We start from the raw sequence: 26,085 nt of genomic DNA on the forward strand, positions 1-26,085 counted from the left end.
TAAGATGGAACAATATTTGAAGGTTAGCCTGATTGGTACAACTCAAGGGGGACGAAATTCTGAAATCAAGCGATTACTTAAAAGTATAAATGAAAGTGATTCTAAATCTTTTTTAGAATTGGTGTTCGTTGATCAATCGGATGATGAACAAATAAGCAATGTATTTGAGAATTATAAAGATAAAATTAATTATAAAATAATAAAATCAAAGAAAATTTCTTTATCGAAAGCTCGTAATCTTGCATTACGTAATTGTGCTGGAGATATAATAGGATTTTGTGATGATGATGCTTTTTATTCTCCGGTATTTTTTAAAAAGTTGATGTCATTAGATGTTAAAAATAACTGTATTATTTCTGTTCCTGTAATAGATTTCCAAACTGAAACATTTTATGCAAATAGAAAATTCCCTAACAAAAGTAAAAAATTGAGCTATAACGGTATAATCAAATTTTCATTGAGTGTGGGAACTTTTATTTTTAAAAATAAAAATCAAATTTTTGAGTTCGACGAAAGGTTAGGTGTTGGAACAGTTTTAGGCGGTTCTGAAGAAACTGAATTATTTTTCAGATTGAAGCATTTGGGGTACGATGTTATTTATCAACCGCTTAGAGGAGTATATCATGATAATGATATACCAACGGGAAATCTTCCCGAAAAATATAGAAAATATGCTGTTGGCTATGGTGTTGTAATCAAAAAATATATTTTCAAATCTCATTTCACATTAATATTAGAAATAATTAGATTAACAATAAAATCCTTTGCGGGGATGTGTTTAAAGAAACAAAAGAAATTATATATATCGCGCTTAATAGGATTTTGGACTGGGCTAATTAAGTATGGAATCTAAACAAATAAGAGTTTTGTTAGCCTATTTATATGGGGTCATAGGGTGCGGGGGGCTATTTATTCTTGCATTTTTCTCCAACGTTGAGTTTGACAATACTGTTCTATGGACATTAACGTTATTTTTTGGATTAACGGTTATATATTTTATTCGCAATAAGATGTGGGTATGGTTTGATGGATTGTTTGTGATTTTTGCTCCCTTCTACTTTTTCGTATCTTTTGCGTTATATCACAATCTTGATATCAACATTTTTACGGTTGATAGCAGAATTATCAATGATGCTTTTATTTATTGCACTGCTGTGTGGTGTTTTATAGTCTCTTTCAGTTTAATTAGGCCTCACGCAATAAATATTCAGAATTTGATAGAGTTGCAATCAAAAAAATATCGAACATATTCGAATAGTTTCTTTTTATCTGCTATTGTTGCATGGGCTGTTAGCCTCTTTTTTATATATCAATCTAGAAATTTATCAATTTTTCAATTAGGTCAAAATAGTCGTCTAGAATTAGTTAATAGTGTCAGTCAAAGCGGTTGGTATCTTAAATATTTAATTATAACTTATTTTTGGATGTTGTTAGATAAAAAAATAGTGAAAAAAAATATGACGGGCATGCGTTTTTTTATGCTAATCATTCCTGTGTTATTATATTTTTATACATTGTTGCTGATCGGATCTCGCAGGGAAATAATGCTTTCGTTTATTATGGTGATATTATTGTTATTATATAAGCGAGGTTTTAAATTACCATTCAAAATAATAATCTTAAGTGCTGTTTTTGTATGTTCTATAATTGCTTTTGGAATTTATCGTGCAAATGCAGATGCAGATCTAAACATAAAACTCCTCAATGCTCTGGGGGAGTTTATTTATCCTATATCTACTCTTCAATACTATATATCAGCACATTATCAAGTGCAATTTCCGGGAGGGTCATATTTCCATTTTATATTGAATTTTATTCCTAAGGAATTATTTATTGGTCAGAAACCTGATACGTTGGCTCTCGATTTCGCAAAGGAAGTTTATCTACCTAGCCAGGAGTATATGATGGGCTATGCCTTTACTCCTTTTACGGAGTCGTTTATTAACTTTTTGTTTTCCGGTGTGGTAATTTTTCCTTTAATATTATGTTTTTTTACTTATTTGATTGAGTTGTTGTTTAAAAATAATTATTTTTTATATCTGGTTTTTTTGTCTCAGTCAGTTAATTTCCAAAGATCAGAGTTTTCTTCAATGATTTTCGAACTTGGCATGTTTGTGGGTTCTTATATGTTGTTAAGTTTTTTAGCGAAAATTAGGTTTGCTAAATCGGAATAGATATTTTATTTGTCTGGATACCTGTGAGGCGAAGGCTTTAGTTGTTGAAAAAATGGCACTATAGATCCATATGTATAATATAAATTTTGATAACAAATAATTATTTATTTTACTTAATATCAAACTTAAAAAATTCCGTGTGACTTAAGTTATATATATTTAAATATGAATTCACGTTGTCATCATAGAGGTTTTCTTGACGATAATATTAAAGGTTAGCCTGGCATGGATAAGTTCTTGTTGCTAGTTTGTTCTACTAAATTTTATGGATTTCGTTTAGTAAGGCTTTTTTAGAATAATGTTTTATTGTGACTCTCAATTTAAAATAACATTATAAGGGAAGTAGATGATTATTATAGATGGTATAATTTTTTCTTTACAAAAATCAGGGGGGATATCCGTCTATTTTTATGAATTACTACAACGCATTATTAAACATGAAGAAAGTGTTAAAAGTATAATTTATAGAAATGATAATATCTATACACCTCTCATAAATTTAAAAGAAAATGCTCAAATACGAACTCATTTATCATTGGAAAGATTTCGTAGGGTCAATGTGCTAGGTGAGGTTGGTGATATTTTTCACTCAAGTTATTACAGATTGCCCGGGGGAGGGTATCATGGTAAAATTATAACTACAGTTCATGATTTCACTGAAGAGTTATATCCTCGTGGGGTGGTCTCATATATTCACCATAAACAAAAAAGACAAGCAATTCTCAATAGCGATGGAATAATATGTATTTCTGAAAATACAAAAAAGGATATGCATAAGTTTATACCAGAGTCTATAAATATACCAACCAAAGTTATATATAACGGCGTGGGAAATTTTCAATGTAATGACAAAATTGGAACTCATGAATCTTATGTTATATTTGTTGGGGCTCGTTCAGGCTATAAGAATTTTGAAATGTGTGTGACGGCACTTCACAAATTGGAAGATATTAATTTAGTTGTCGTCGGTGGAGGGCCATTTAGTGATCTAGAAAAAAGTTTGCTAAATTCAAATATTCCAGGACGTTATAAACATGTTGGCTTCGTTTCAGAAGCGGAATTAAACGTGCTTTACCAGAATGCCTTAGCATTAGTTTACCCCTCGTACTATGAAGGATTTGGAATACCTTTAATTGAAGCTATGAAATCAGGGTGCCCAGTAATAGCATCAAAATCATCATCGGTAAAAGAAATTGCTAATGATGCTGCTGTTTTAATTGAGAGTATATCATCAGATAAAATACAAGATAGTATCGTAAGATTAAAAGATATTTCTTATAGGTTTGAAAAGATAAAAAAAGGTATAGATACTGCAAGAAATTTTTCATGGGATAAAATGGCATCAGAAACTTTGGATTTTTATAATTGTGTAAGAGGTGAAAAATGAAGGTCGCATTAATTACTGGTATTACTGGTCAGGATGGTTCCTATTTGGCTGAATTTCTCCTAGATAAAGGATATGAGGTTCACGGTATTAAACGTCGGGCATCATCATTTAACACAGAACGTATTGATCATATTTATCAGGATCCGCATATCAGCAACCCTCAATTTCATCTTCATTATGGAGACCTAACCGACACCTCAAACTTGACCAGAATTTTGTCTGAAGTTCAACCTGATGAGGTTTATAATCTAGGCGCTATGAGCCATGTTGCTGTATCATTTGAGTCACCCGAATATACTGCTGATGTTGATGCTATGGGGACTCTGCGTCTTTTGGAAGCAATTCGTTTCTTGGGATTGGAAAAGAAAACTCGCTTTTATCAGGCATCTACATCTGAGTTATATGGCCTAGTTCAAGAAATACCGCAGAAAGAAACCACTCCTTTCTATCCGCGTTCTCCATATGCGGTTGCTAAACTTTACGCATACTGGATCACAGTTAACTATCGCGAATCTTACGGTATGTATGCTTGCAACGGTATTCTGTTTAATCACGAATCCCCACGTCGTGGTGAAACTTTTGTGACTCGTAAAATTACACGCGCTATTGCCAACATTGCTCAAGGTCTGGAGAAGTGCTTATATCTAGGTAATATGGATTCACTTCGTGACTGGGGCCATGCCAAAGATTATGTAAGAATGCAGTGGATGATGTTGCAGCAAGAGCAACCTGAAGACTTTGTAATTGCAACGGGTAAACAAATTTCCGTGCGTGAATTCGTGCGGATGTCCGCACTAGAGGCTGGGATTGAGATTCAGTTCAGTGGCGAAGGTATAAATGAAATTGCGACAGTTGTAAATGTATCTGGTAACTGTGCGCAAGAAGTACGAGTAGGTGATGTGATCGTTCGTGTTGATCCTCGTTATTTCCGACCTGCTGAGGTAGAAACATTGCTTGGCGATCCAACAAAAGCAAAAGAAAAACTTGGATGGGTGCCAGAGATTAGTGTTGAAGAAATGTGCAAGGAGATGGTAAAAAGTGATCTTGAGAAAGCTAAGCAGCATGCACTCTTAAGAGCAAATGGTTTCGATGTTTCCATTTCCTTGGAGAATTAAAGCGTGGCTAAGAGAATATTTGTTGCAGGACATAATGGTATGGTGGGATCTGCTCTGGTAAGAGAACTTTGCCAGCAGCAGAGCAATGAAGTAATTACTAGAAGCCGCGATGAACTTGATCTTCTCTCGCAGGCTGCTGTGAATGATTTTTTCAAAAAAGAGAAAATTGACCAAGTTTATTTGGCTGCAGCAAAAGTTGGCGGCATTCAAGCTAACAATACCTTCCCTGCGGATTTCATTTATCAAAATCTTATGATTGAAAGCAACATTATTCATGCTGCTCATGTTAATGACGTTAATGAATTGCTTTTTTTGGGGTCAAGCTGTATCTATCCTCGAGATGTTGCCCAGCCAATGCGAGAGGAGGCACTTTTGACCGGTATTTTGGAAAGCACTAATGAGCCATACGCTATCGCAAAGATTGCTGGCATAAAACTATGCGAGTCATACAATCGACAATACGGTCGTGATTATCGCAGCGTGATGCCGACTAATTTATACGGTTCTAATGATAACTTTCATATTGAAAACTCTCATGTTATTCCTGCTTTGATTAGACGTTTCCATACTGCCAAAGTTGAAAATCAAAATACTGTTACAGTGTGGGGAAGTGGTACACCAAAACGTGAATTCTTGTTTGTAGATGATATGGCTTCGGCATCGATTTATGTGATGAATTTGCCAACTGAAACTTACGCTAAAAATACTTCACCGATGCTTTCGCATATCAATGTGGGTACTGGTGTTGATTGCACAATTCGTGAACTTGCAGAAACAATTGCTTCTGTCATTGGTTATAAAGGACAGATTGTCTTCGATGCTAGTAAGCCTGATGGTACACCACGAAAGTTAATGGATGTTGAGCGTCTTGGTCGTATGGGGTGGAGATGGTCGACATCATTGCGTGATGGACTCGTGCTCACCTATGAATGGTTTTTGAAAAACCAAAATAGTTTCAGGAAATAGGATTTGCAAATGTTGGATTTTGCGTTATTTAAAACGATAGTTAATTATGCACCACTTATATCAATTGATCTTATCGTTTATAACAGCAAGTCAGAAGTATTACTAGGGAAAAGAATAAACCCTCCGGCAAAAAATTATTATTTTGTTCCGGGTGGAAGGGTTTTTAAGAATGAAAAGATTGCCGATGCTTTTGATCGGATTTGTCAATCTGAACTAGGGTGTAAGATTGAATTTTCTTCTGTAATACCTTGTGGTGTATTCGAACATTTCTATTCTGATGCTTTTGTTGGGGCAGATATTAGCACTCATTATATCGTATTAGCGTATGAGATTCATATGGACGCAGAGTTGCAGAAACTTCCCCCAGCACAGCATGCTGAATATACCTATATGTCCGTTGAACGTATTAGAAAAAATCCTAACGTTCATTATTATACCCAGCAATACTTTAGCTAGAAGGTTAAAATGACTAACATCATTCTTCCCGTAGTGATGGCCGGTGGAACAGGAAGTCGCTTATGGCCGCTTTCCCGAACTTTGTATCCAAAGCAGTTTCTGACATTGACATCTTCTTCATCAATGCTTCAAGAGACAATTGTGCGTCTCGATGGATTAACGCATGAACATCCACTAATCATTTGTAATGAGGAGCATCGTTTTATTGTTGCAGAGCAGCTTAGGCAACTTGAGTTACAGCATAGCGGCATTATCCTTGAGCCTGTAGGCAGAAATACGGCTCCAGCAATCGCATTAGCAGCTTTACATGCCGTTAGAAATCAAGATGATCCAATTTTATTGGTATTAGCAGCGGACCATGTAATTCAAGATAATTGCGCGTTTCTTACTGCGATTGAAAAAGCGTTAGATCTTGCTGTTGGAGGAAAGCTTGTAACCTTCGGTATTGTTCCTAATAAACCAGAAACTGGCTATGGTTATATAAAACAAGGCAAACCAGTGTCAGAAGATGCTTTTGAAGTCTCTGAGTTTGTTGAAAAACCTGACTTAGACACAGCTAAAAGATATCTTAATGAAGGTACATATTACTGGAATAGCGGGATGTTTATATTTAGAGCGTCACGTTACATTGAAGAGTTGAAGTTATATAGACCGGATATATTAGATGCTTGCATCAATGCTCTGGAAGATGCTTCACTTGATCTTGATTTTACTCGGCTTAATGCTACTTCTTTCACTCAATGTCCTGATGAATCAATTGACTATGCTGTTATGGAGCAGACATCTGATGCGGTTGTTGTCCCATTAGATGCTGGTTGGAGTGATGTCGGTTCGTGGGCTGCTCTTTGGGAAGTGGATACCAAAGATAATAATAACAATGTTATTCATGGTGATGTGGTTGCTATTGACACACAGCGTAGTTATCTTTATTCTCAGCATAGATTAATCAGTGCGGTAGGTTTAGATAATGTAATTGTTGTTGAAACTAAAGATGCTATTCTTGTTTCACATAAAGACAAAGTACAATCTGTTAAGGACGTTGTTACTTTTCTTAAATCGTGCTCGCGAAGTGAATATTTGCAGCACAGGGAATTATACCGTCCTTGGGGAACCTCAGATGCGGTATCCGAAGGTAAACGCTATCATGTCCGTAAAGTGACAGTTAAGCCTGGAGAACGTACCGCTACCCAAATTCACTATCACCGAGCAGAACATTGGATTGTCGTGACAGGAACTGCAAAAGTATATTGCGGAGAGAGGATACAACTCCTGACTGAAAATGAATCCACATATATTCCAGTTGGTATATCTCATTCTCTGGAAAATCCAGGAAAGATCCCCTTAGAGATTATCGAAGTCAGAACTGGTGCTTATCTTGAAGATGATGACATTGTTCGGCTTGAACAATATACTCACGGTAGCAATCATGAAAGTTAGCATCATCACCGCAACTTATAATAGCGCAACGACTCTGTCAGATACTTTACTATCTCTAGATTTACAGTCATATAATGATATTGAATATATTATCATTGATGGAGCTTCCCGGGATTCAACTCTTGAACTTATTAATAGTGTGTCTCGCCGAGTTACTAAAATTATAAGTGAACCTGATAAAGGTATATACGATGCCTTGAATAAAGGAATTCGAGCAGCAACAGGCGATATAGTTGGTTTCCTGCATTCGGATGATTTACTTGCCTATCCTGACGCGATCGCTGACGTAGTTGATGAATTTATAAAAAATCAATGCGATGCTGTTTACGGAGATTTAGATTATGTATCGAAAGACAACATCAGTAATGTCGTTCGTCGATGGAGAAGTGGTAATTTCAAACGCTTTAAAATGCAATTAGGTTGGATGCCTCCGCATCCTAGCTTCTATATGAAGCGGGAATTATATTTGAAATGGGGAGGGTTTAATTTGGATTATAAAATCTCAGCAGATTACGATTCTTTGGTCAGATATTTATGGACGCATAGCGCTAGAGTATCCTATTTACCTAAAGTTCTTACTAAGATGCGAGTTGGTGGTATGAGTAATCGTTCTTTTGCTAATATCGTCCAGAAGTCTAAAGAAGATATTAAGGTTATGCGTAGCAATGGGCTGTTATGGCCTATTGTGCTTGTATGTAAAAACTTTTCTAAACTTCCACAGTTTCTTAAATAACTATGAAAAATTTAACCTGTTTCAAAGCCTACGATATTCGCGGCAGGCTGGGCGAAGAGCTGAATGAAGATATCGCGTGGCGTATCGGTCGCGCTTACGGCGAGTTCCTGAAGCCAAAAACGATTGTCCTCGGCGGTGACGTGCGCCTGACCAGCGAGACGCTGAAGCTGGCGCTGGCGAAAGGGCTGCAGGATGCAGGCGTGGATGTGCTGGATATTGGCATGTCGGGTACCGAAGAGATTTACTTCGCCACCTTCCACCTGGGCATTGACGGCGGTATTGAAGTGACCGCCAGCCATAATCCGATGGATTACAACGGCATGAAGCTGGTGCGGGAAGGGGCACGGCCCATCAGCGGAGATACCGGTCTGCGTGACGTGCAGCGCCTGGCGGAAGCGAATGACTTCCCGGCGGTTGATGAGACCAGACGTGGCCGCTACCAGCGAATTACTACCCGCGATGCCTACATTGACCACCTGCTGGGTTACATCAACCCCGCCAACCTGAAACCGATGAAGCTGGTGCTCAATTCCGGCAACGGTGCGGCAGGTCCGGTGGTTGACGCTATTGAAGCCCGTTTTAAGGCGCTGGACGTGCCGGTCGAGTTCATCAAAATTCACAACACGCCTGATGGCAATTTCCCCAACGGTATTCCCAATCCTCTGCTGCCAGAATGCCGGGCCGACACCCACAATGCGGTCATTGAACACGGTGCGGATATGGGGATTGCCTTCGACGGTGATTTTGACCGCTGCTTCCTGTTCGATGAAAAAGGTCAGTTCATTGAGGGCTACTACATTGTCGGCCTGCTGGCAGAGGCGTTTCTGGAAAAGAACCCTGGGGCGAAAATTATCCACGACCCGCGCCTGTCCTGGAACACCGTGGATGTGGTGACGGCGGCAGGCGGTAAACCGGTGATGTCAAAAACCGGACACGCGTTTATCAAAGAGCGGATGCGCCACGAAGATGCCATTTATGGCGGCGAAATGAGCGCACACCACTATTTCCGTGATTTTGCCTACTGCGACAGTGGAATGATCCCGTGGCTGCTGGTGGCGGAACTGCTGTGTCTGAAAGGACAGTCGCTGGGCGAACTGGTCCGTGACCGGATGGTGGCCTACCCGGCGAGTGGTGAAATAAACAGTACGCTGGCAGAGCCGACGGCAGCGATTGCGCGCGTGGAGCAGCATTTTTCTCGTGAGGCGCTGTCGGTGGACAGAACGGACGGTATCAGCATGTCGTTTGTCGACTGGCGCTTCAATTTACGCTCTTCCAATACCGAACCGGTGGTGCGCCTGAACGTGGAATCGCGCGGAGATATTCCATTGATGGAAGAAAAAACGAAGTTAATTCTGGATCTGCTAATGAAGTAGCTAAATGAGTTATAGGTGAACTGCTGATTTGCTGCTTAGAGAGAGTATTAGGCAATCGGTGTGACATAGAAAAGCAAAAGCTATTCATTCATCCTATTACTGAGTTAACATCTGGAATACATTTAAACCGCGCATACCTTGCGCGGTGACCACACCTGACAGGAGTATGTAATGTCCAAGCAACAGATCGGCGTCGTCGGTATGGCAGTGATGGGGCGCAACCTGGCGCTCAACATCGAAAGCCGCGGTTATACCGTCTCCATCTTCAACCGCTCCCGCGAGAAAACTGAAGAAGTTGTTGCCGAGAACCCGGGTAAGAAACTGGTTCCTTATTACACGGTGAAAGAGTTCGTCGAGTCTCTTGAAACCCCACGTCGTATCCTGTTAATGGTGAAAGCGGGTGCTGGCACCGATGCTGCCATTGATTCCCTGAAGCCGTACCTGGATAAAGGCGACATCATCATTGATGGTGGTAACACCTTCTTCCAGGACACCATTCGTCGTAACCGTGAATTGTCCGCAGAAGGTTTTAACTTCATCGGTACCGGCGTTTCCGGCGGGGAAGAGGGCGCACTGAAGGGCCCATCCATCATGCCTGGTGGTCAGAAAGAAGCTTACGAACTGGTGGCCCCGATCCTGACCAAAATTGCCGCCGTGGCGGAAGATGGCGAGCCGTGCGTGACCTACATCGGCGCGGATGGTGCGGGTCATTACGTGAAGATGGTTCACAATGGTATCGAATACGGCGACATGCAGCTGATTGCTGAAGCCTATTCTCTGCTGAAAGGCGGCCTGAACCTGTCTAACGAAGAGCTAGCAACCACCTTCACCGAGTGGAATGAAGGTGAGCTGAGCAGCTACCTGATCGACATCACTAAAGACATCTTCACCAAAAAAGATGAAGACGGTAAATACCTTGTTGATGTGATCCTGGACGAAGCGGCGAACAAAGGCACCGGTAAATGGACCAGCCAGAGCTCTCTGGATCTGGGCGAACCGCTGTCGCTGATCACTGAATCCGTATTCGCTCGCTACATCTCTTCTCTGAAAGACCAGCGCGTTGCGGCATCTAAAGTGCTGTCTGGCCCGCAGGCTAAACTGGCTGGTGATAAAGCAGAGTTTGTTGAGAAAGTTCGTCGCGCGCTGTACCTGGGTAAAATTGTCTCCTACGCGCAGGGTTTCTCTCAACTGCGCGCTGCGTCTGACGAATACAACTGGGATCTGAACTACGGCGAAATCGCGAAGATCTTCCGCGCGGGCTGCATCATTCGCGCGCAGTTCCTGCAGAAAATCACTGACGCTTATGCTGAAAACAAAGGTATCGCGAACCTGCTGCTGGCTCCGTACTTCAAAAATATCGCTGACGAATATCAGCAAGCGCTGCGTGATGTAGTGGCTTATGCTGTGCAGAACGGTATTCCGGTACCGACCTTCTCTGCAGCGGTAGCCTACTACGACAGCTACCGCTCTGCGGTACTGCCGGCTAACCTGATCCAGGCGCAGCGTGACTACTTTGGCGCGCACACGTATAAACGCACCGATAAAGAAGGTGTGTTCCACACCGAATGGCTGGATTAATCTGATTTAGTCAAACCGTGAATCCAGGCCCGGAGCGCTCCTCCGGGCTTTTTTATTGCCAAAAAATGGGATTCGGTCAGGTCTGATAGTCGGTGCAGTAGTAAATCACGATATACTCATTCAATACTGAGCCTATAGGCCACAATGCTGGCGGTGTGCTCAACCTCAATGTTCAACCGGAAGAAGTTACACAGCGAATGAAGATAACTATCTCAGGAACAGGTTATGTAGGTTTGTCGAACGGTATTCTGATAGCCCAGCACCACGAAGTGGTCGCTCTGGATATCGTTCCGACGAAGGTCGAGATGCTGAATCAGAAAAAATCGCCGATCGTTGATAAGGAAATCGAAGAATATCTGGCGACAAAACAGCTGAATTTCCGTGCAACGACCGATAAGTATGATGCTTACCGCGACGCGGACTACGTTATCATCGCGACACCGACTGATTACGATCCGAAGACGAACTACTTTAACACCTCCAGCGTCGAGTCAGTGATCCGCGATGTGGTCGAAATCAATCCAAATGCGGTGATGGTAATTAAATCAACGATTCCGGTTGGCTTTACGAACTCCATTAAAGAACAGTTGGGCATCGACAATATATTCTTTTCGCCAGAATTCCTGCGTGAAGGTCGTGCACTGTACGACAACCTCCATCCGTCCCGTATCGTTATTGGTGAACGTTCCGAACGCGCCGAGCGTTTTGCCGCGTTGCTGCAGGAAGGTGCGGTTAAAAAAGATATTCCGACGCTGTTTACTGACTCGACTGAAGCCGAAGCCATCAAGTTGTTTGCTAATACCTATCTGGCATTACGTGTGGCCTACTTTAACGAGCTGGATAGCTATGCAGAAAGTCTTGGCTTGAACTCACGGCAGATTATTGAAGGTGTGTGCCTGGATCCGCGTATCGGCAATCACTACAACAACCCGTCATTCGGCTATGGTGGCTACTGTCTGCCGAAAGATACTAAGCAATTACTGGCGAACTACGCGTCTGTGCCGAATAACATTATTGGTGCGATCGTAGATGCGAACCGTACGCGTAAGGACTTCATTGCAGATTCTATTCTTGCGCGTAAGCCTAAGGTGGTCGGCGTGTACCGTTTGATCATGAAAAGTGGTTCCGATAATTTCCGGGCATCATCGATTCAGGGCATCATGAAGCGCATTAAGGCAAAGGGCGTGCCCGTTATTATCTATGAACCGGTCATGGAAGAGGATGAATTTTTCCATTCCCGAGTTGTGCGTGATCTTAATGCGTTCAAAAATGAAGCAGATATTATTATTTCTAACCGCATGACGTCAGAATTAGCTGATGTTGCCGATAAAGTTTATACCCGCGATTTGTTTGGTAGTGATTAATCTCGTCTCCATAAAAAAGGCCTTATATAAGGCCTTTTTTATTTTAATCAGGTCAGTAATTAAACTTTGTAGAAATCACGGTACCAGTCAACAAAGTTCTTCACCCCATCTTTAACCGTGGTTTCAGGTTTAAAACCAATAACATCATACAGCGCTCTGGTGTCTGCGCTGGTTTCCAGCACATCACCTGGCTGTAGCGGTAGCATATTTTTCTTCGCTTCAATACTCAGTGCATCTTCCAGAGCCTGGATATAGTCCATGAGCTCAACCGGTGAACTATTGCCGATATTGTAGACGCGATAGGGCGCAATGCTGGCTGCTGGGGTGCCTGTTTCAACGGTCCATTGTGTGTCTGCGTGTGGAATGACATCCTGCAGGCGAATGATTGCTTCTGCGATATCATCAATATAGGTAAAGTCACGCTTCATTTTGCCATAGTTATAGACGTCAATACTCTTCCCTTCCAGCATCGCTTTGGTGAACTTGAACAGCGCCATATCCGGTCGACCCCACGGACCGTAAACGGTGAAAAAACGCAACCCGGTTGTGGGCAATCCGTACAGGTGGGAATAAGTATGGGCCATCAGTTCGTTGGCTTTTTTGGTTGCCGCATACAGAGATACGGGGTGATCAACGGAATCATCCGTTGAGAAAGGCATTTTGCGATTCAGGCCGTAAACTGAACTGGATGAGGCATAGAGTAAATGCTGAATTTTATTATGGCGACACCCTTCCAGTATGTTCAGAAATCCTGTGAGATTTGAGTCTGCGTAGGCATGCGGGTTTTCGAGTGAATATCGTACGCCAGCCTGTGCTGCGAGATGGATCACACGCTCAAAATGCCCGGATGCGAAAAGTTCAGTCATGCCTTCGCGGTCGGCTAAATCAATTTTATGAAACTGGAAACCAGGCTGTGCAAGTAATTCCAGACGAGCTTGTTTAAGGCTGACGTCGTAGTAATCGTTCAGGTTATCAATACCGACTACTTGATGGCCAGCCTCAAGGAGGCGTTTGCTAACGTGGAAGCCGATGAAACCAGCGGCACCCGTAACCAGGTATTTCATGTTTATTCCTCTTTTTGGCTAAATAATAGCCAGTCGCCAACAGGTGCTACTAAAAAGTGGAATGATACCGTTAGATGGTAAAAAAGCTAATTGTTATATTATTTACGCCAACCATTTTTACTGGTTAGACGGTAAGTATTCACGATATGAATTCAAAAAAATGAATTGTAAAGTATAACGATTAGCGGGCATGAAACCTGTTTGTTGATGGTTTTTTGCGCATGAAGATGTTCTTTGAGTATTGACACTTTTGTTTAATCGTATCGCTATTCAGTAGTGTTTGAAATACCAATCAAAATCCCAGAAACAATTTGATTTTTTTATCATTAATCCTATGGCATTGCCTCAATTTATAGCTAAACTAATCCCAGTTTAAGTCTTTCCTTATCTAGGGTTTCTATGTCTGTAAGTGATAACAACATGTCCGGGCGCAGTCACGATCCGGAACAGATTGATCTGATTGATTTACTGGTACAGTTGTGGCGTGGGAAAGTAACAATCGTTATCGCGATTGTTATTGCCTTAGTACTTGCTGTGGGCTATTTGGCAGTTGCTAAGGAGAAATGGACCTCAACAGCCATTATTACTCAACCGGATGTAGGTCAGATCGCTACATATAACAACGCCCTCAATGTGTTGTATGGTGCCAGTGCGCCTAAGACCACTGAACTTCAGGCAAATGTGATCGGGCGATTCAGCACCTCTTTATCCGCATTGGCTGAAATGCTAGATAATCAGGAAAAACCAGAAAAACTGACGATTGATCAGTCTGTTAAAGGTCAACCACTGCCGTTGGCGATTTCTTATGTGGGTGGCTCACCAGAAGACGCTCAGCGTCAACTGGCTGAATACATTCAACAAACAGATGAAAAGGTTGCTAAAGAGCTGGAGCTTGACCTGGTTGATAATATCAAGTTGCAAACAACCACGTTGCAAGACTCTCTGAAAACTCAGGAAGTGGTCGCGCAGGAGCAAAAAGATCTGCGAATTAAACAAATTCAGGAAGCGCTGCGTTATGCAGAGCAGGCCGGGGTGATTAAGCCGCAAATTCAGCAGACGCAGGATGTGACGCAGGACAGTATGTTCCTGTTGGGTAGTGATGCCCTGAAGTCCATGATTGAGCACGAATCTACACGTCCTTTGATATTGTCTGATAACTACTTCCAGACCAAGCAAAAGCTTTTGGATATTGAAAATCTTAAGCTTGAAGGGGCTGAGTTACACGCCTACCGCTATGTGATGAAACCAACGTTACCGATTCGTCGTGACAGCCCGAAAAAAGCGATTACCCTCGTGCTGGCGGTTCTGCTCGGTGGCATGATTGGTGCCGGTGTGGTGCTGGGGCGAAATGCTCTGCGTGGTTACAAAGCCAAAGCTGAGTAAGTTTGAACCTGACAACAAAAAACCGGGCAGCGCCCGGTTTTTTTACGTCTGCAACTTACTGATGACGCTTACGTAAATTCTCAATCACCACCGTCAGGTCGAGGTCCTGGTCTTGCAGCAGCACCAGCAGGTGATACATGAGATCAGAAGCTTCATTTGTCAGCTCAAAACGGTCGTTCACCGTCGCGGCCAGCGCGGTTTCTACGCCTTCTTCACCCACTTTCTGTGCGATGCGTTTGGTGCCGCTGGCATACAGTTTCGCGGTGTAGGAGCTAGCTGGGTCAGCGGTTTTACGTTCGGCCAGCAGTTGCTCAAGCTGATACAGGAACAGCCACTGGTGGCTGGCGTCACCAAAGCAGCTTGAGGTGCCTTTATGGCAGGTTGGGCCAATCGGGTTAACCAGCACCAGCAGGGTGTCGTTGTCGCAGTCAGGCGCAATGCTCACCACATTAAGGAAGTGACCGGAGGTTTCTCCTTTGGTCCACAGGCGCTGCTTGGTCCGTGAGAAAAAGGTCACTTTGCCGCTTTCGAGCGTTTTATCCAGCGCCTCCGGGTTCATATACCCCAGCATCAATACTTCACCGGAAACCGCATGCTGCACGATGACTGGCATCAGCCCGTCGGTTTTTTCCCAGTCCAGTTCGCGGCATTGTTGCTTCGTTAACATATCCTGATCTCCACGCCCTGTGTTGCCAGGTACGCTTTTAATTCGCCAATATTGATAATTTGTTTGTGGAAGACGGAGGCGGCAAGCGCGCCGTCAACGTCGGCATCCCGGAAGGCTTCGAGGAAGTGTTCCATGGTGCCCGCGCCACCGGAGGCAATCAGCGGGACGTGGCAAACGTCACGCACTTTTTTCAGTTGTTCCAGGTCATAACCGTTACGTACGCCGTCCTGGTTCATCATGTTCAGGACGATTTCGCCCGCGCCGCGTTTTTGGACCTCCTGCACCCAGTCCAGTGTTTCCCACTGCGTGACGCGGGTACGGCTTTCATCTCCCGTATACTGATTTACATGATATTTGCCGGTTTCGGCGTCATACCAGGTATCAATGCCCACCACGATGCACTGCACGCCAAAGCGATCCGCCAGACGGGTGATAAGTTCCGGTTCGGCCAGCGCCGGGGAGTTGATGGAGATTTTATCCGCCCCAAAGGAGAGAATGCGCGCCGCATCGTCGATGGATTTAATGCCGCCGGCTACGCAGAACGGAATATCGATCACTTCCGCCACGCGTGATACCCAGCTTTTATCCACTACGCGTCCATCGCTGGAAGCGGTGATATCGTAGAACACCAGTTCATCTGCGCCTTCATCGGCATAGCGTTTTGCCAGCGGGACAATGTCGCCAATAATCTCGTGATTGCGGAACTGGACGCCTTTTACCACCTGCCCATCACGGACGTCCAGACAAGGAATTATGCGTTTTGCCAGCATTGAATGGCCTCCTCAACGGTGAACTTTCCTTCCAGCAGTGCTCGTCCGACGATCACGCCGCGAACACCGGTCCCGCGCAGGGCCGCTACGTCTTCGATTCCGCCAATGCCGCCAGATGACTGAAACGCCACCTGCGGGTATTTGGCGCACACTTCTTCATATAGCGCGACGTTTGAGCCTGCCAGCGTACCGTCGCGGGAGATATCGGTGCACAGCACGTGCTTCAGGCCGACGGGTAAATAGGTCTCAACCAGTTCTTCCAGTGAAACCCCTGAATCTTCCTGCCAGCCACTGACCGCAACCTGTTTATTACCGTGCCCGTCAATACGAACGTCCAGCGCCAGTACCAGCGCGTCGGCACCAAAACGGGCAAACCAGCTTTTGACTTCCTCGGGAGATTTTACCGCCGTCGAACCCACCACCACGCGCGCCACACCTGCGTCAAGAAGCGCCGCCACGTCTGCTTCCGTACGCACGCCGCCGCCAACCTGTACCGGAACATTGACGCCAGCGACCAGCGTTTTGATCAGCGGGATCTGGCGCTGTGCCGGGTCTTTCGCGCCGGTTAAATCAACCAGGTGCAGCACCTCAGCACCCTGGGCTGCATAATCCTGCAAACGGGGGAGAGGATCGTTACCGTAATCACGTTGCTTAGCGTAATCGCCCTGATGAAGACGCACCACCGTGCCGTCGATTAAATCTAATGCCGGAATAATCATTACATCTCCAGAAAGTTTTTCAGCAACTGTGCCCCAGCCGCGCCCGAACGTTCCGGGTGAAACTGTACGCCAAAGAAATTGTCCTTTTGTACTGCCGCGGTAAACGGTTCGCCGTAATTGCACTGGGCGATGGTCCACGGGTTTACCGGCATAGCGTAGCTGTGTACAAAGTAGAAATAGGCGCCATCTTCAATGCCCTGGAACAGACGGTTCCCCGCCTGCGGATAGACGCGATTCCAGCCCATATGCGGCAGCGGCAGACCGAAATCGGTCATCTTCGGGACGTCCTGCTCAATAATGCCCAGTAGGGAGACACCGTTACTCTCTTCGCTGCGACGGCCCAGCAGTTGCATACCTAAACAGATCCCCAGTACCGGTTGAGTACAGGCTTTAATCAGTTCAATCAGTTCGCGCTCGTGCAACTGGTCCATAGCCGCCTGTGCGGTGCCGACGCCCGGCAGAAACAGTTTATCGGCGCGCAGCACCACGTCCGGGTCACGGCTGACAACAGGATCGTATCCGTGGCGTGTGACGGCGGATTTTACCGAGTGCAGGTTGGCGCAGCCGGTGTCCAGAATCACCACGTTCATCACAGCACTCCTTTTGAGGAGGGCAGCGTGTCGCCTTCTACACGAATCGCCTGACGCAGCGTACGGCCAAAGGCTTTAAACAGGCTCTCCACACGGTGGTGGTCATTTTTGCCTTTGGTTTTCAGGTGCAGGGTGACGCCCATAGTGTAAGAGAGTGAACGGAAGAAGTGTTCGATCATCTCCGTGCTCAGATCGCCCACGCGCTGGTAGGTAAACTCCGCGCGGTACTCCAGGTGTGGGCGGCCGGAGATATCCAGCGCGCAACGTGCCAGGCACTCATCCATCGGCAGTACAAAACCAAAACGATTGATGCCGCGCTTATCGCCTAACGCCAGCTTTAAGGCTTCGCCCAGCGCCAGACCGGTATCTTCAACGGTGTGGTGATCGTCTATATACAGATCGCCCTTGACGGCAATCTCCATGCGAAAACCGCCGTGAGTGGCGATTTGATCCAGCATGTGGTCAAAGAAGCCAACGCCGGTATTGATTTTGCTGCGGCCTTCGCGGTCCAGCCAGACTTTGACGTCAATCTGCGTTTCTTTAGTATTACGCTCAACGTGTGCGTAGCGGTCACGTTTGGTCAACTGCTCGCCGATCATCGCCCAGTTCAGGGTATCGCGATGGTAACGCAATCCGCTAATGCCCATGTTTTCAGCGAGCTGAATATCGGTCGCCCGATCACCAATGACGTAGCTGTTCGCCATATCCATGGCCTGTTCAACCAGATACTGTTCAACCAGCTTCACTTTTGGCTTACGGCAATCACACTCGTCCGCTGGCAAGTGCGGGCAGATCAATACCTCATCAAACGTCACGCCCTGAGAGGTGAAAATTTGCATCATCAGGTTATGCGGACCGTCAAAATCAGCCTGTGGGAAACTCTGGGTTCCGAGTCCATCCTGGTTAGTGATCATAACCAGCTTAAAACCTGCTTTTTGCAGTTTCAGCAAAACGGGAACAACTTCCGGCTCGAAGGCGAGTTTGTCAAAGCGATCGACCTGAAAGTCACTTGGCGGTTCGGAAATCAGGGTTCCATCACGGTCAATAAAAAGATACTTCTGGCTCATACTTGCTCCGCACGTAAGGCGTCAATGACGCGCTGGCTCTCTTCACGGGTTCCGACAGTAATTCGCAGGCAGCCGCTTAACGAAGGTTGTTTATTCTGATCTCGTAAGATAATGCCCTGATCCCACAAAGATTTAAATACGCTACTTGATGCGGTGAAGCGCGCCAGAACATAGTTGGTTTCAGAATCGAATACCTGCTCTACACAGCGAATTGTTTTCAGGTTATCTACCAGATACTGACGCTCTTCCAGGATCTGCTCTACGCGTTTACGCATGGCGGAAATCCCTTGCGGCGTCAGCGCCTGGGCGGCGATATCTGCCACCGGCGTAGAGAGCGGGTAAGGGGCAATCACTTTTAACAGCAGATTGATAACCTCTTCATTCGCCAGCGTAAACCCGCAGCGTAAACCGGCGAGCGCAAACGCTTTGGACAACGTGCGTAATATCACCAGATGCGGATACTCAGACAGCCAGCCTGCCAGCGTGGCCTGTGGGCAAAACTCGATATAGGCCTCATCAGCGACCACAATAGCTTTACCCTGCGCCATTTCGAGCAGTGAACGCAGATCCTGCGGGTTAATTAGCTGGCCGGTTGGGTTATTAGGGCTGCATACGTAGACCACCTTCACGCCATCAAGCTTGTCCGCGATGCCTTGCAAATCCAGTTGCCAGTTATCAAGGGTCGGAACGGTGCGGCACTCAACGCCAATCGTTTCGGCGCTGACGCTGTACATGCCGTAAGTCGGCGGGCAGTAGAGAATGGCATCTTTACCGGGTTCGCAAAAAGCGCGCACCAGCAGTTCGATCCCTTCATCTGCGCCGCGGCTGACCAGTACCTGCTCCGGTTTGACGTCAGCATACTGCGCGTAATTCTCAATCACTGCTTTCGGCTGGCATTCAGGGTAGCGGTTCAGCGTTTGCTGAGTGAGCTGGAACTCAACGGCGGTTGGGTACTCATTCGCGTTGAGCCAGACATCGCCGTTACCGCCGAGACGGCGGGCAGACTGATAGGGTGTTAACTCGCGAACATTCTTACGGGCTAAATCAGTGACGCTGAGAAAGTTGTCAGTGCTCATGCTTGCTCCTTCAGGGCGTTAACGCGCAGGGTGACGGCATTTTTGTGGGCAGTCAGTCGTTCAGCAGCGGCCAGTATTTCAATGGTTGAGGCCAGGGCAGAGAAACCTTGTGGGGTTAATTCCTGTACGGTCATCCGTTTCTGGAAATCAGCCAGCCCAAGGCTTGAGCAGGTCGCGGTATAGCCGTAGGTCGGAAGAACGTGGTTGGTGCCAGAAGCATAGTCGCCTGCGGATTCCGGCGACCAGTCGCCGAGGAACACCGAACCGGCGCTGGTGATCTCATCAACCAGTTCACGCGCGTTGCGGGTCTGAATAATCAGGTGTTCCGGACCGTAGGCGTTAGATATTTCAACGCACTGCGCCAGATCTTTCGCCACGATTAAGCGGCTGGCGGAGAGTGCCTGACGTGCGGTCTCAGCGCGGGAAAGCTCAGCGAGCTGGCGTTCAACGGCTTTGGCAACGCCTTCGGCAAGCGTAGCGTCTGGCGTCAGGAGAATAACCTGCGAGTCGGGGCCGTGTTCTGCCTGAGAAAGCAGGTCAGAGGCAACAAAGTCCGGCGTCGCGCCGCTGTCGGCGATAACCAGCACTTCTGACGGGCCTGCAGGCATGTCGATGGCCGCGCCGTCAAGACGCTGGCTGACCTGGCGTTTGGCTTCGGTCACATACGCATTGCCCGGCCCGAAGATTTTATCGACCTTAGGAATAGATTCGGTGCCCAGCGCCAGCGCGGCAATAGCCTGCGCGCCACCCACATTAAACACCTCTTTTACGCCGCACAGCTGCGCGGCGTAGAGGATTTCATCGGCAATCGGCGGCGGTGAGCACAGCACCACTTTTTTGCAGCCGGCGATGCGCGCCGGGGTCGCCAGCATTAATACGGTAGAAAACAGCGGCGCCGAACCTCCAGGAATATACAGGCCCACGGAAGCGATAGGGCGGGTAACCTGCTGGCAATGCACGCCTGGCTGGGTCTCGATATCCACCGGTGGCAGGATCTGCGCGGTGTGGAAAGTATCAATATTACGCACCGCCGCCTGCATGGCTTGTTTCAGTTCGTCGCTCAGGCGACTGCTGGCTTGCTGGATTTCTTCCTTGGTCACGCGCAGCGCGCCAACCTCGGTTTTATCGAACTTTGCGCTGTATTCACGCAGCGCCCGGTCGCCGTTATTTTTGACGTTCTCAAGGATCTCGGCCACCGTACGGCTGATGCTTTCAGAGGCGGAAATCGCCGGGCGCATCAGCAGTTCGCGCTGCTGCTCAGGGCTATAGCTATTCCAGTCAATCAGGGTATTGAAGCTCATGGTCGTTACTCCATCATCGGGTGTTGCCGGATGGCGGCGCTGCCTTATCCGGCCTACAAGACCCGTAATATCAATGATTGTGACAATTCTTGTAGGCCTGATAAGCGAAGCGCCATCAGGCATCAGATCACTCCATCATCTTCTCAATCGGCAACACCAGAATTGAGCTGGCACCGAGCGCTTTCAGTTTTTCCATTGTTTCCCAGAACAGGGTTTCGCTGCTGACCATGTGCATGGCAACACGCTGCTGGTCGCCCGCCAGAGGCAGAATGGTAGGGCGCTCAGCGCCGGGCAGCAGGGCGATGACCTCGTCCAGACGCTCGCTCGGCGCGTGCATCATGATGTATTTGGATTCACGGGCCTGAATAACCCCCTGGATACGGGTTAGCAGTTTGTCGATCAGTTGTTGCTTGGCTTCGGCCATTTCGCCGTCGCGCTGAATCAGACAGGCTTTAGAGCGGTAGATCACTTCTACTTCGCGCAGGCCGTTGGCTTCAAGCGTTGCGCCGGTGGACACCAGATCGCAAATCGCATCAGCCAGACCCGCACGGGGAGCAACTTCTACAGAACCGTTTAACAGACAAGATTTAAACGAAACTCCTTTCTGATCGAGATAACGTTTGAGCAGGTGTGGGTAAGAGGTCGCGATACGTTTACCGTTCAGCGCTGCCGGGCCATCCCAGGCTTCATCAACCGGGGTAGCCAGCGAGAGACGGCAGCCGCCGAAGTCCAGACGGCGCAGGGTAAAATAGCGAGGGTCTTCACCCTGTGCCCGGCGGTTGAGCAGTTCCTCTTCCAGAACGTTTTCCCCGATGATGCCGAGGTCAACGACACCGTCCATCACCAGACCCGGGATATCGTCATCACGCACACGCAGAATATCGATCGGCATGTTCTCCGCCATCGCAATCAGGCGCTGGGTGTGAAGATTAATTTTAATGCCGCAACGGGCCAGTAATTCGCGTGAATCATCGCTTAAGCGGCCTGATTTCTGCATAGCTATGCGTAAACGGGTGTTGTCTAACATTCTTTATTCCTCGTTATCCTGTCTGAATCAGTTTGGGTCACGCACAAAAAAAAGCCCCCGGAAGAAATCTTCCGGGGGCTTTCTCATACGCTCATGCACCGCTGGAAGATTTAAACGTCTCCCAGCACACATCGCCTGAAAGACTAGTCAGGATGATGGTGATGATGGTGTTTGAATTGAGCGCGTGTCATAAATTTTCTCGATGAATGTTTATTCATTTGATGTCTTTTAACCTAAACCACTTTAGCTACGGAAAGCAAGGGCTTTTTTTGATCATTAATTCATTTCATATTGATACTATGAATTGTCAGCCACCGTGGGCTGGCGTAGCCTTGCGTTATAGGCCAAAAGTCAGGAGAGAAGGCATGAAAAAGGTCGCAATTGTCGGGTTAGGTTGGTTAGGCATGCCGTTAGCCATGTCGCTGGCGGCGAGAGGCTGGCAGGTTACCGGCAGCAAAACCACATTGGATGGGGTGGAAGCGGCCCGCATGAGCGGTATCGAGAGTTATTCGCTGCGCCTGGAACCTGAACTGGTCTGTGAGGCTGACGATCTCGATGCACTGATGGACGCCGATGCGCTGGTTATTACGCTACCTGCGCGTCGTAGCGGTCCTGGGGAAGCATTTTACTTGCAGGCAATGCAGGAGCTGGTCGACAGCGCGCTGGCGTATCGGATCCCACGAATTATTTTTACCAGTTCGACGTCAGTCTATGGTGACGTTCAGGGCACAGTGAAAGAGGGGACGGCGCGTAATCCGGTCACGGCGAGCGGTCGTGTCCTGAAAGAACTTGAAGACTGGTTGCACAATTTGCCAGGCACATCGGTGGATATTTTGCGTCTGGCCGGGTTGGTCGGTCCGGGAAGACATCCTGGTCGCTTCTTCGCTGGCAAGACGGCACCTGACGGACATCATGGCGTCAATCTGGTGCATCTGGACGATGTAGTTTCTGCCATCACGTTACTGCTGCAAGCGCCTAAAGGGGGACACATCTATAATATATGTGCGCCTATGCATCCGGCGCGTAACGTGTTCTATCCGCAGATGGCCCGCCAGTTGGGGATGGAGCCGCCGGAATTTCGCGGCGGTACGGATAACGGTAAAGGTAAAGTCATTGATGGCAACCGTATTTGTAATGAGCTTGGGTTTGAGTACCAGTATCCTGACCCGCTGGTGATGCCGATGGAGTGACAATCCAGCAGAGTGCCGCTGTATACCGCCAGGGGGCGAGTATGAAACCACTGCTGGACGTTCTTATCATCCTCGATGCATTAGAAAAAGAGGGCAGTTTCGCGGCGGCGTCGGCAAAATTGTTTAAGACGCCGTCTGCGCTTAGCTACACCGTCCATAAGCTGGAAAGCGATCTTAATATTCAGCTACTCGATCGCAGCGGACACCGGGCTAAGTTCACCCGCACCGGGCAGATGCTGCTGGAAAAGGGGCGGGAGGTGCTGCATACCGTCCGCGAACTTGAAAAGCAGGCGATTAAACTTCACGAAGGCTGGGAGAATGAACTGGTTATTGGCGTAGATGATACGTTTCCCTTTTCACTGCTGGCCCCACTTATCGAATCTTTCTATCAACACCACAGCGTGACGCGCCTGAAGTTTATCAATGGCGTGCTGGGTGGCTCCTGGGATGCCCTCACTCAGGGGCGGGCGGATATTATTGTCGGTGCTATGCATGAACCGCCAGCGGGGAGTGAATTTGGCTTTGCGCGGCTGGGCGCTTTGGAACAGGTGTTTGTTGTTGCGCCGCATCACCCGCTGGCACAGGAACAGGAACCATTAAATCGTCGTACCATTCGCCGTTTTCGCGCCATTGTGGTGGGCGACAATGCGCAGCATGCCAACGTCTCAGGTTCCCAGGTGTTGGACGATCAGGAAGCCATTACCGTTTTTGACTTCAAAACCAAGCTGGAACTGCAAATCAGCGGTCTGGGATGTGGATATATTCCACGTTATCTGGCGCAGCGATTTTTGGACAGCGGCGCGCTGATTGAGAAGAAAGTGGTCGGACAAATTCTGTTTGAACCCGTGTGGATAGGGTGGAATGAACAGACCGCCGGGTTGGCCAGTGCCTGGTGGCGGGATGAAATTTTAGCAAATAGTGCTATTGCGGGGGTGTATGTTAAAACGGATGCTGATAAATCAATCAGTTGAGAAAAAATATTTTTTTACAGTTGCTTCAATCTCTTGTTATTTCTCCCCAAATTAGTGCAAAATACGCCGCTTGCAAAAAATGACATTAACCGACGTTTTAATACGCGTCGGTTATTTTTTTGCATCAAACCAATCATTCATAAAAGAGGCCGGGCTTCGTACCGGATAGATACTTACTTAAAAATCGACAGTTGTTGTCGCTGAGGATTAACAAAAAATGGGGCAATTTTTTGCTTACGCGACGGTTTTCGCCGTAATGGAGGATAACCATGTCGCATAACGCTACTCCAAACACCTCTCGCGTGGAATTACGTAAAACGCTTACGCTGGTTCCGGTTGTCATGATGGGCCTTGCCTATATGCAGCCGATGACGCTGTTCGATACATTCGGTATCGTATCAGGAATGACCGATGGTCACGTCCCGACAGCTTACGCCTTTGCACTGATAGCCATCCTCTTTACCGCACTGAGCTACGGTAAACTGGTGCGTCGCTATCCGTCTGCAGGCTCTGCCTACACTTACGCCCAGAAATCCATTAGCCCGACCGTTGGCTTTATGGTGGGTTGGTCATCACTGCTGGACTACCTGTTCGCTCCGATGATCAACATTCTGTTGGCAAAAATTTATTTTGAAGCCCTGGTGCCGTCGATACCGTCATGGATATTCGTGGTGGCGCTGGTAGCCTTCATGACCGCCTTTAACCTGCGCAGCCTTAAATCCGTTGCGAATTTCAACACCGTAATCGTGTTGTTGCAGGTGGTGCTGATTGCAGTGATCCTCGGCATGGTCGTTTATGGCGTGTTCGAAGGGGAAGGTGCTGGTACATTGGCGAGCAGCCGTCCGTTCTGGTCAGGTGATGCACACGTGATCCCGATGATCACGGGCGCTACCATCCTGTGCTTCTCGTTCACCGGTTTTGACGGTATCAGCAACCTGTCAGAAGAAACCAAAGACGCTGAGCGCGTGATCCCGCGTGCGATTTTCCTGACTGCGCTGATTGGTGGCCTGATCTTTATCGTCTCCACCTATCTGTTGCAGCTGTACTTCCCGGATATCTCGCGCTTCAAAGATCCAGACGCTTCACAGCCGGAAATCATGCTGTACGTTGCCGGTAAGTTCTTCCAGGTTGGCGCGCTGATTTTCTCTACCATTACTGTACTGGCGTCCGGTATGGCGGCGCATGCAGGCGTAGCGCGTCTGATGTACGTGATGGGGCGTGACGGCGTGTTCCCGAAAAGCTTCTTCGGTTATGTACACCCGAAATGGCGTACTCCGTCCATGAACATCATTCTGGTTGGTGCGATTGCTTTGCTGGCAATCAACTTCGACCTGGTAATGGCGACGGCGCTGATTAACTTTGGTGCGCTGGTGGCGTTTACCTTCGTTAACCTGTCGGTGATCTCCCAGTTCTGGATCCGTGAGAAGCGTAACAAGACGCCGAAAGACCACTTCCAGTATCTGTTCCTGCCGATGTGCGGTGCGCTGACCGTTGGTGCGCTGTGGGTGAATCTGGAAGAGAGCTCAATGGTTCTGGGTCTGATCTGGGCTGGTATCGGTCTGATTTACCTGGCTTGTGTGACCAAAAGCTTCCGCAACCCGGTGCCGCAGTACGACGAAGATGTCGCGTAATAACGGTATTTAGCTGAAAAAAACGGAGACAAGTTCTCCGTTTTTT

The 26,085-nt window shown here is 46.9% G+C and carries 25 protein-coding genes, 1 pseudogene and 1 other annotated feature; of the genes and pseudogenes, 16 read left to right on the forward strand and 10 right to left on the reverse strand.

Features of this window, described 5'->3' with window-relative positions:
- Positions 1-4 precede the first annotated feature (4 nt).
- The 11 genes from LY264_RS09260 to ugd all read left to right on the forward strand — a co-directional run bounded on the left by LY264_RS09260 (position 5) and on the right by ugd (position 12,583).
- Positions 5-853: a glycosyltransferase family 2 protein gene (locus tag LY264_RS09260; protein ID WP_048224426.1), complete on the forward strand. Its 849-nt coding sequence runs from the start codon at positions 5-7 to the stop codon at positions 851-853.
- Positions 843-2,174 carry an O-antigen polymerase gene (locus tag LY264_RS09265; RefSeq protein ID WP_048224423.1) on the forward strand — a complete coding sequence of 444 codons (1,332 nt, stop codon included), beginning with the start codon at positions 843-845 and terminating at the stop codon, positions 2,172-2,174. The genes LY264_RS09260 and LY264_RS09265 overlap by 11 nt, the downstream gene beginning before the upstream one ends.
- Positions 2,175-2,520: 346 nt before the next feature.
- Positions 2,521-3,561 (forward strand): glycosyltransferase family 4 protein, encoded by a 1,041-nt coding sequence (locus tag LY264_RS09270; RefSeq protein WP_048224420.1) that lies wholly within the window; start codon positions 2,521-2,523, stop codon positions 3,559-3,561.
- Complete coding sequence (gmd, locus tag LY264_RS09275; RefSeq protein WP_048224417.1) at positions 3,558-4,676, forward strand: GDP-mannose 4,6-dehydratase; 1,119 nt, start codon at positions 3,558-3,560, stop codon at positions 4,674-4,676. The genes LY264_RS09270 and gmd overlap by 4 nt, the downstream gene beginning before the upstream one ends.
- A gap of 39 nt (positions 4,677-4,715) precedes the next feature.
- Positions 4,716-5,642, forward strand: coding sequence for a GDP-L-fucose synthase (gene fcl / locus LY264_RS09280; protein WP_196239142.1), 927 nt, complete (start codon positions 4,716-4,718; stop codon positions 5,640-5,642).
- 9 nt (positions 5,643-5,651) lie between these two features.
- Complete coding sequence (locus tag LY264_RS09285) at positions 5,652-6,098, forward strand: GDP-mannose mannosyl hydrolase (RefSeq protein ID WP_048224410.1); 447 nt, start codon at positions 5,652-5,654, stop codon at positions 6,096-6,098.
- 18 nt (positions 6,099-6,116) lie between these two features.
- A complete protein-coding gene (locus LY264_RS09290; protein WP_048225796.1) occupies positions 6,117-7,535 on the forward strand; it encodes a mannose-1-phosphate guanylyltransferase/mannose-6-phosphate isomerase in 1,419 nt (472 codons plus the stop codon).
- On the forward strand, positions 7,525-8,268 hold the full coding sequence (locus LY264_RS09295) for a glycosyltransferase family 2 protein (protein ID WP_071692455.1): 744 nt from the start codon (positions 7,525-7,527) through the stop codon (positions 8,266-8,268). The genes LY264_RS09290 and LY264_RS09295 overlap by 11 nt, the downstream gene beginning before the upstream one ends.
- Positions 8,269-8,270: 2 nt before the next feature.
- Positions 8,271-9,641, forward strand: coding sequence for a colanic acid biosynthesis phosphomannomutase CpsG (gene cpsG / locus LY264_RS09300; protein WP_048224407.1), 1,371 nt, complete (start codon positions 8,271-8,273; stop codon positions 9,639-9,641).
- Positions 9,642-9,812: 171 nt separating this feature from the next.
- Positions 9,813-11,219, forward strand: a complete 1,407-nt coding sequence (gene gndA / locus LY264_RS09305) for an NADP-dependent phosphogluconate dehydrogenase (protein WP_048224404.1) — start codon at positions 9,813-9,815, stop codon at positions 11,217-11,219.
- Between the two features lie 197 nt (positions 11,220-11,416).
- A complete protein-coding gene (gene ugd / locus LY264_RS09310) occupies positions 11,417-12,583 on the forward strand; it encodes a UDP-glucose 6-dehydrogenase (RefSeq protein WP_003030115.1) in 1,167 nt (388 codons plus the stop codon).
- 59 nt (positions 12,584-12,642) lie between these two features.
- Here ugd and LY264_RS09315 read toward each other — a convergent pair whose 3' ends face one another.
- The gene (locus LY264_RS09315) at positions 12,643-13,647 is read right to left on the reverse strand and encodes an NAD-dependent epimerase (protein WP_048224401.1); all 1,005 of its coding nucleotides are present in this window, start codon (positions 13,645-13,647) and stop codon (positions 12,643-12,645) included.
- A 399-nt stretch (positions 13,648-14,046) separates the two neighbouring features.
- Here LY264_RS09315 and wzzB point away from each other — a divergent pair, with 399 nt between their 5' ends.
- On the forward strand, positions 14,047-15,030 hold the full coding sequence (wzzB, locus tag LY264_RS09320) for an LPS O-antigen chain length determinant protein WzzB (RefSeq protein ID WP_048224398.1): 984 nt from the start codon (positions 14,047-14,049) through the stop codon (positions 15,028-15,030).
- A 55-nt stretch (positions 15,031-15,085) separates the two neighbouring features.
- On the opposite strand, the gene hisIE is transcribed toward wzzB, so the two are convergent.
- From hisIE to hisL, 9 genes are all read right to left on the reverse strand, one after another.
- Complete coding sequence (gene hisIE / locus LY264_RS09325; protein ID WP_048224395.1) at positions 15,086-15,697, reverse strand: bifunctional phosphoribosyl-AMP cyclohydrolase/phosphoribosyl-ATP diphosphatase HisIE; 612 nt, start codon at positions 15,695-15,697, stop codon at positions 15,086-15,088.
- Positions 15,691-16,467 carry an imidazole glycerol phosphate synthase subunit HisF gene (hisF, locus tag LY264_RS09330; RefSeq protein WP_019077116.1) on the reverse strand — a complete coding sequence of 259 codons (777 nt, stop codon included), beginning with the start codon at positions 16,465-16,467 and terminating at the stop codon, positions 15,691-15,693. Before hisF ends, hisIE begins: the two co-directional genes overlap by 7 nt.
- Entirely contained in the window at positions 16,449-17,186 is a 738-nt protein-coding gene (gene hisA / locus LY264_RS09335; RefSeq protein WP_048224392.1) for a 1-(5-phosphoribosyl)-5-[(5-phosphoribosylamino)methylideneamino]imidazole-4-carboxamide isomerase, read from the reverse strand. Before hisA ends, hisF begins: the two co-directional genes overlap by 19 nt.
- Positions 17,186-17,776 (reverse strand): imidazole glycerol phosphate synthase subunit HisH, encoded by a 591-nt coding sequence (hisH, locus tag LY264_RS09340; RefSeq protein ID WP_048224390.1) that lies wholly within the window; start codon positions 17,774-17,776, stop codon positions 17,186-17,188. Before hisH ends, hisA begins: the two co-directional genes overlap by 1 nt.
- Complete coding sequence (hisB, locus tag LY264_RS09345) at positions 17,776-18,843, reverse strand: bifunctional histidinol-phosphatase/imidazoleglycerol-phosphate dehydratase HisB (RefSeq protein ID WP_000080054.1); 1,068 nt, start codon at positions 18,841-18,843, stop codon at positions 17,776-17,778. Before hisB ends, hisH begins: the two co-directional genes overlap by 1 nt.
- Positions 18,840-19,919 carry a histidinol-phosphate transaminase gene (gene hisC / locus LY264_RS09350; RefSeq protein WP_048224388.1) on the reverse strand — a complete coding sequence of 360 codons (1,080 nt, stop codon included), beginning with the start codon at positions 19,917-19,919 and terminating at the stop codon, positions 18,840-18,842. The genes hisB and hisC overlap by 4 nt, the downstream gene beginning before the upstream one ends.
- On the reverse strand, positions 19,916-21,220 hold the full coding sequence (hisD, locus tag LY264_RS09355) for a histidinol dehydrogenase (protein ID WP_071692217.1): 1,305 nt from the start codon (positions 21,218-21,220) through the stop codon (positions 19,916-19,918). Before hisD ends, hisC begins: the two co-directional genes overlap by 4 nt.
- Before the next feature lie 127 nt (positions 21,221-21,347).
- Positions 21,348-22,247, reverse strand: coding sequence for an ATP phosphoribosyltransferase (hisG, locus tag LY264_RS09360; RefSeq protein ID WP_003834191.1), 900 nt, complete (start codon positions 22,245-22,247; stop codon positions 21,348-21,350).
- A gap of 45 nt (positions 22,248-22,292) precedes the next feature.
- Positions 22,293-22,415, reverse strand: a sequence feature (His leader region).
- Positions 22,391-22,438 carry a his operon leader peptide gene (hisL, locus tag LY264_RS09365; protein WP_100250077.1) on the reverse strand — a complete coding sequence of 16 codons (48 nt, stop codon included), beginning with the start codon at positions 22,436-22,438 and terminating at the stop codon, positions 22,391-22,393. It overlaps the preceding feature by 25 nt.
- Before the next feature lie 174 nt (positions 22,439-22,612).
- On the opposite strand from hisL, the gene LY264_RS09370 reads away from it, so the two are divergent.
- From LY264_RS09370 to plaP, 4 genes and pseudogenes are all read left to right on the forward strand, one after another.
- A complete protein-coding gene (locus tag LY264_RS09370) occupies positions 22,613-23,437 on the forward strand; it encodes an SDR family oxidoreductase (RefSeq protein ID WP_003834190.1) in 825 nt (274 codons plus the stop codon).
- Between the two features lie 41 nt (positions 23,438-23,478).
- Positions 23,479-24,463, forward strand: a pseudogene (locus LY264_RS09375) (LysR substrate-binding domain-containing protein).
- Positions 24,464-24,625: 162 nt separating this feature from the next.
- A complete protein-coding gene (gene yoeI / locus LY264_RS25975; RefSeq protein WP_110498811.1) occupies positions 24,626-24,688 on the forward strand; it encodes a membrane protein YoeI in 63 nt (20 codons plus the stop codon).
- The gene (plaP, locus tag LY264_RS09380; protein WP_048224380.1) at positions 24,678-26,039 is read left to right on the forward strand and encodes a putrescine/proton symporter PlaP; all 1,362 of its coding nucleotides are present in this window, start codon (positions 24,678-24,680) and stop codon (positions 26,037-26,039) included. Before yoeI ends, plaP begins: the two co-directional genes overlap by 11 nt.
- Positions 26,040-26,085 lie beyond the last annotated feature (46 nt).

This window comes from Citrobacter portucalensis (genome assembly GCF_023374935.1).
GTDB classification, from domain to species: domain Bacteria; phylum Pseudomonadota; class Gammaproteobacteria; order Enterobacterales; family Enterobacteriaceae; genus Citrobacter; species Citrobacter portucalensis.

What these genes read in the sequence shown, in the direction of transcription:
- hisA (WP_048224392.1), bottom strand. Translation starts at nt 17,186, where the DNA reads ATGATTATTCCGGCATTAGATTTAATCGACGGCACGGTGGTGCGTCTT.
- LY264_RS09270 (WP_048224420.1), top strand. Translation starts at nt 2,521, where the DNA reads ATGATTATTATAGATGGTATAATTTTTTCTTTACAAAAATCAGGGGGG.
- hisG (WP_003834191.1), bottom strand. Translation starts at nt 22,247, where the DNA reads ATGTTAGACAACACCCGTTTACGCATAGCTATGCAGAAATCAGGCCGC.
- fcl (WP_196239142.1), top strand. Translation starts at nt 4,716, where the DNA reads ATGGTGGGATCTGCTCTGGTAAGAGAACTTTGCCAGCAGCAGAGCAAT.
- wzzB (WP_048224398.1), top strand. Translation starts at nt 14,047, where the DNA reads ATGTCTGTAAGTGATAACAACATGTCCGGGCGCAGTCACGATCCGGAA.
- LY264_RS09285 (WP_048224410.1), top strand. Translation starts at nt 5,652, where the DNA reads ATGTTGGATTTTGCGTTATTTAAAACGATAGTTAATTATGCACCACTT.
- hisD (WP_071692217.1), bottom strand. Translation starts at nt 21,220, where the DNA reads ATGAGCTTCAATACCCTGATTGACTGGAATAGCTATAGCCCTGAGCAG.
- gndA (WP_048224404.1), top strand. Translation starts at nt 9,813, where the DNA reads ATGTCCAAGCAACAGATCGGCGTCGTCGGTATGGCAGTGATGGGGCGC.
- hisIE (WP_048224395.1), bottom strand. Translation starts at nt 15,697, where the DNA reads ATGTTAACGAAGCAACAATGCCGCGAACTGGACTGGGAAAAAACCGAC.
- hisC (WP_048224388.1), bottom strand. Translation starts at nt 19,919, where the DNA reads ATGAGCACTGACAACTTTCTCAGCGTCACTGATTTAGCCCGTAAGAAT.
- plaP (WP_048224380.1), top strand. Translation starts at nt 24,678, where the DNA reads ATGTCGCATAACGCTACTCCAAACACCTCTCGCGTGGAATTACGTAAA.
- LY264_RS09315 (WP_048224401.1), bottom strand. Translation starts at nt 13,647, where the DNA reads ATGAAATACCTGGTTACGGGTGCCGCTGGTTTCATCGGCTTCCACGTT.
- gmd (WP_048224417.1), top strand. Translation starts at nt 3,558, where the DNA reads ATGAAGGTCGCATTAATTACTGGTATTACTGGTCAGGATGGTTCCTAT.
- LY264_RS09370 (WP_003834190.1), top strand. Translation starts at nt 22,613, where the DNA reads ATGAAAAAGGTCGCAATTGTCGGGTTAGGTTGGTTAGGCATGCCGTTA.
- ugd (WP_003030115.1), top strand. Translation starts at nt 11,417, where the DNA reads ATGAAGATAACTATCTCAGGAACAGGTTATGTAGGTTTGTCGAACGGT.
- LY264_RS09295 (WP_071692455.1), top strand. Translation starts at nt 7,525, where the DNA reads ATGAAAGTTAGCATCATCACCGCAACTTATAATAGCGCAACGACTCTG.
- hisB (WP_000080054.1), bottom strand. Translation starts at nt 18,843, where the DNA reads ATGAGCCAGAAGTATCTTTTTATTGACCGTGATGGAACCCTGATTTCC.
- LY264_RS09260 (WP_048224426.1), top strand. Translation starts at nt 5, where the DNA reads ATGGAACAATATTTGAAGGTTAGCCTGATTGGTACAACTCAAGGGGGA.
- hisH (WP_048224390.1), bottom strand. Translation starts at nt 17,776, where the DNA reads ATGAACGTGGTGATTCTGGACACCGGCTGCGCCAACCTGCACTCGGTA.
- cpsG (WP_048224407.1), top strand. Translation starts at nt 8,271, where the DNA reads ATGAAAAATTTAACCTGTTTCAAAGCCTACGATATTCGCGGCAGGCTG.
- LY264_RS09265 (WP_048224423.1), top strand. Translation starts at nt 843, where the DNA reads ATGGAATCTAAACAAATAAGAGTTTTGTTAGCCTATTTATATGGGGTC.
- hisF (WP_019077116.1), bottom strand. Translation starts at nt 16,467, where the DNA reads ATGCTGGCAAAACGCATAATTCCTTGTCTGGACGTCCGTGATGGGCAG.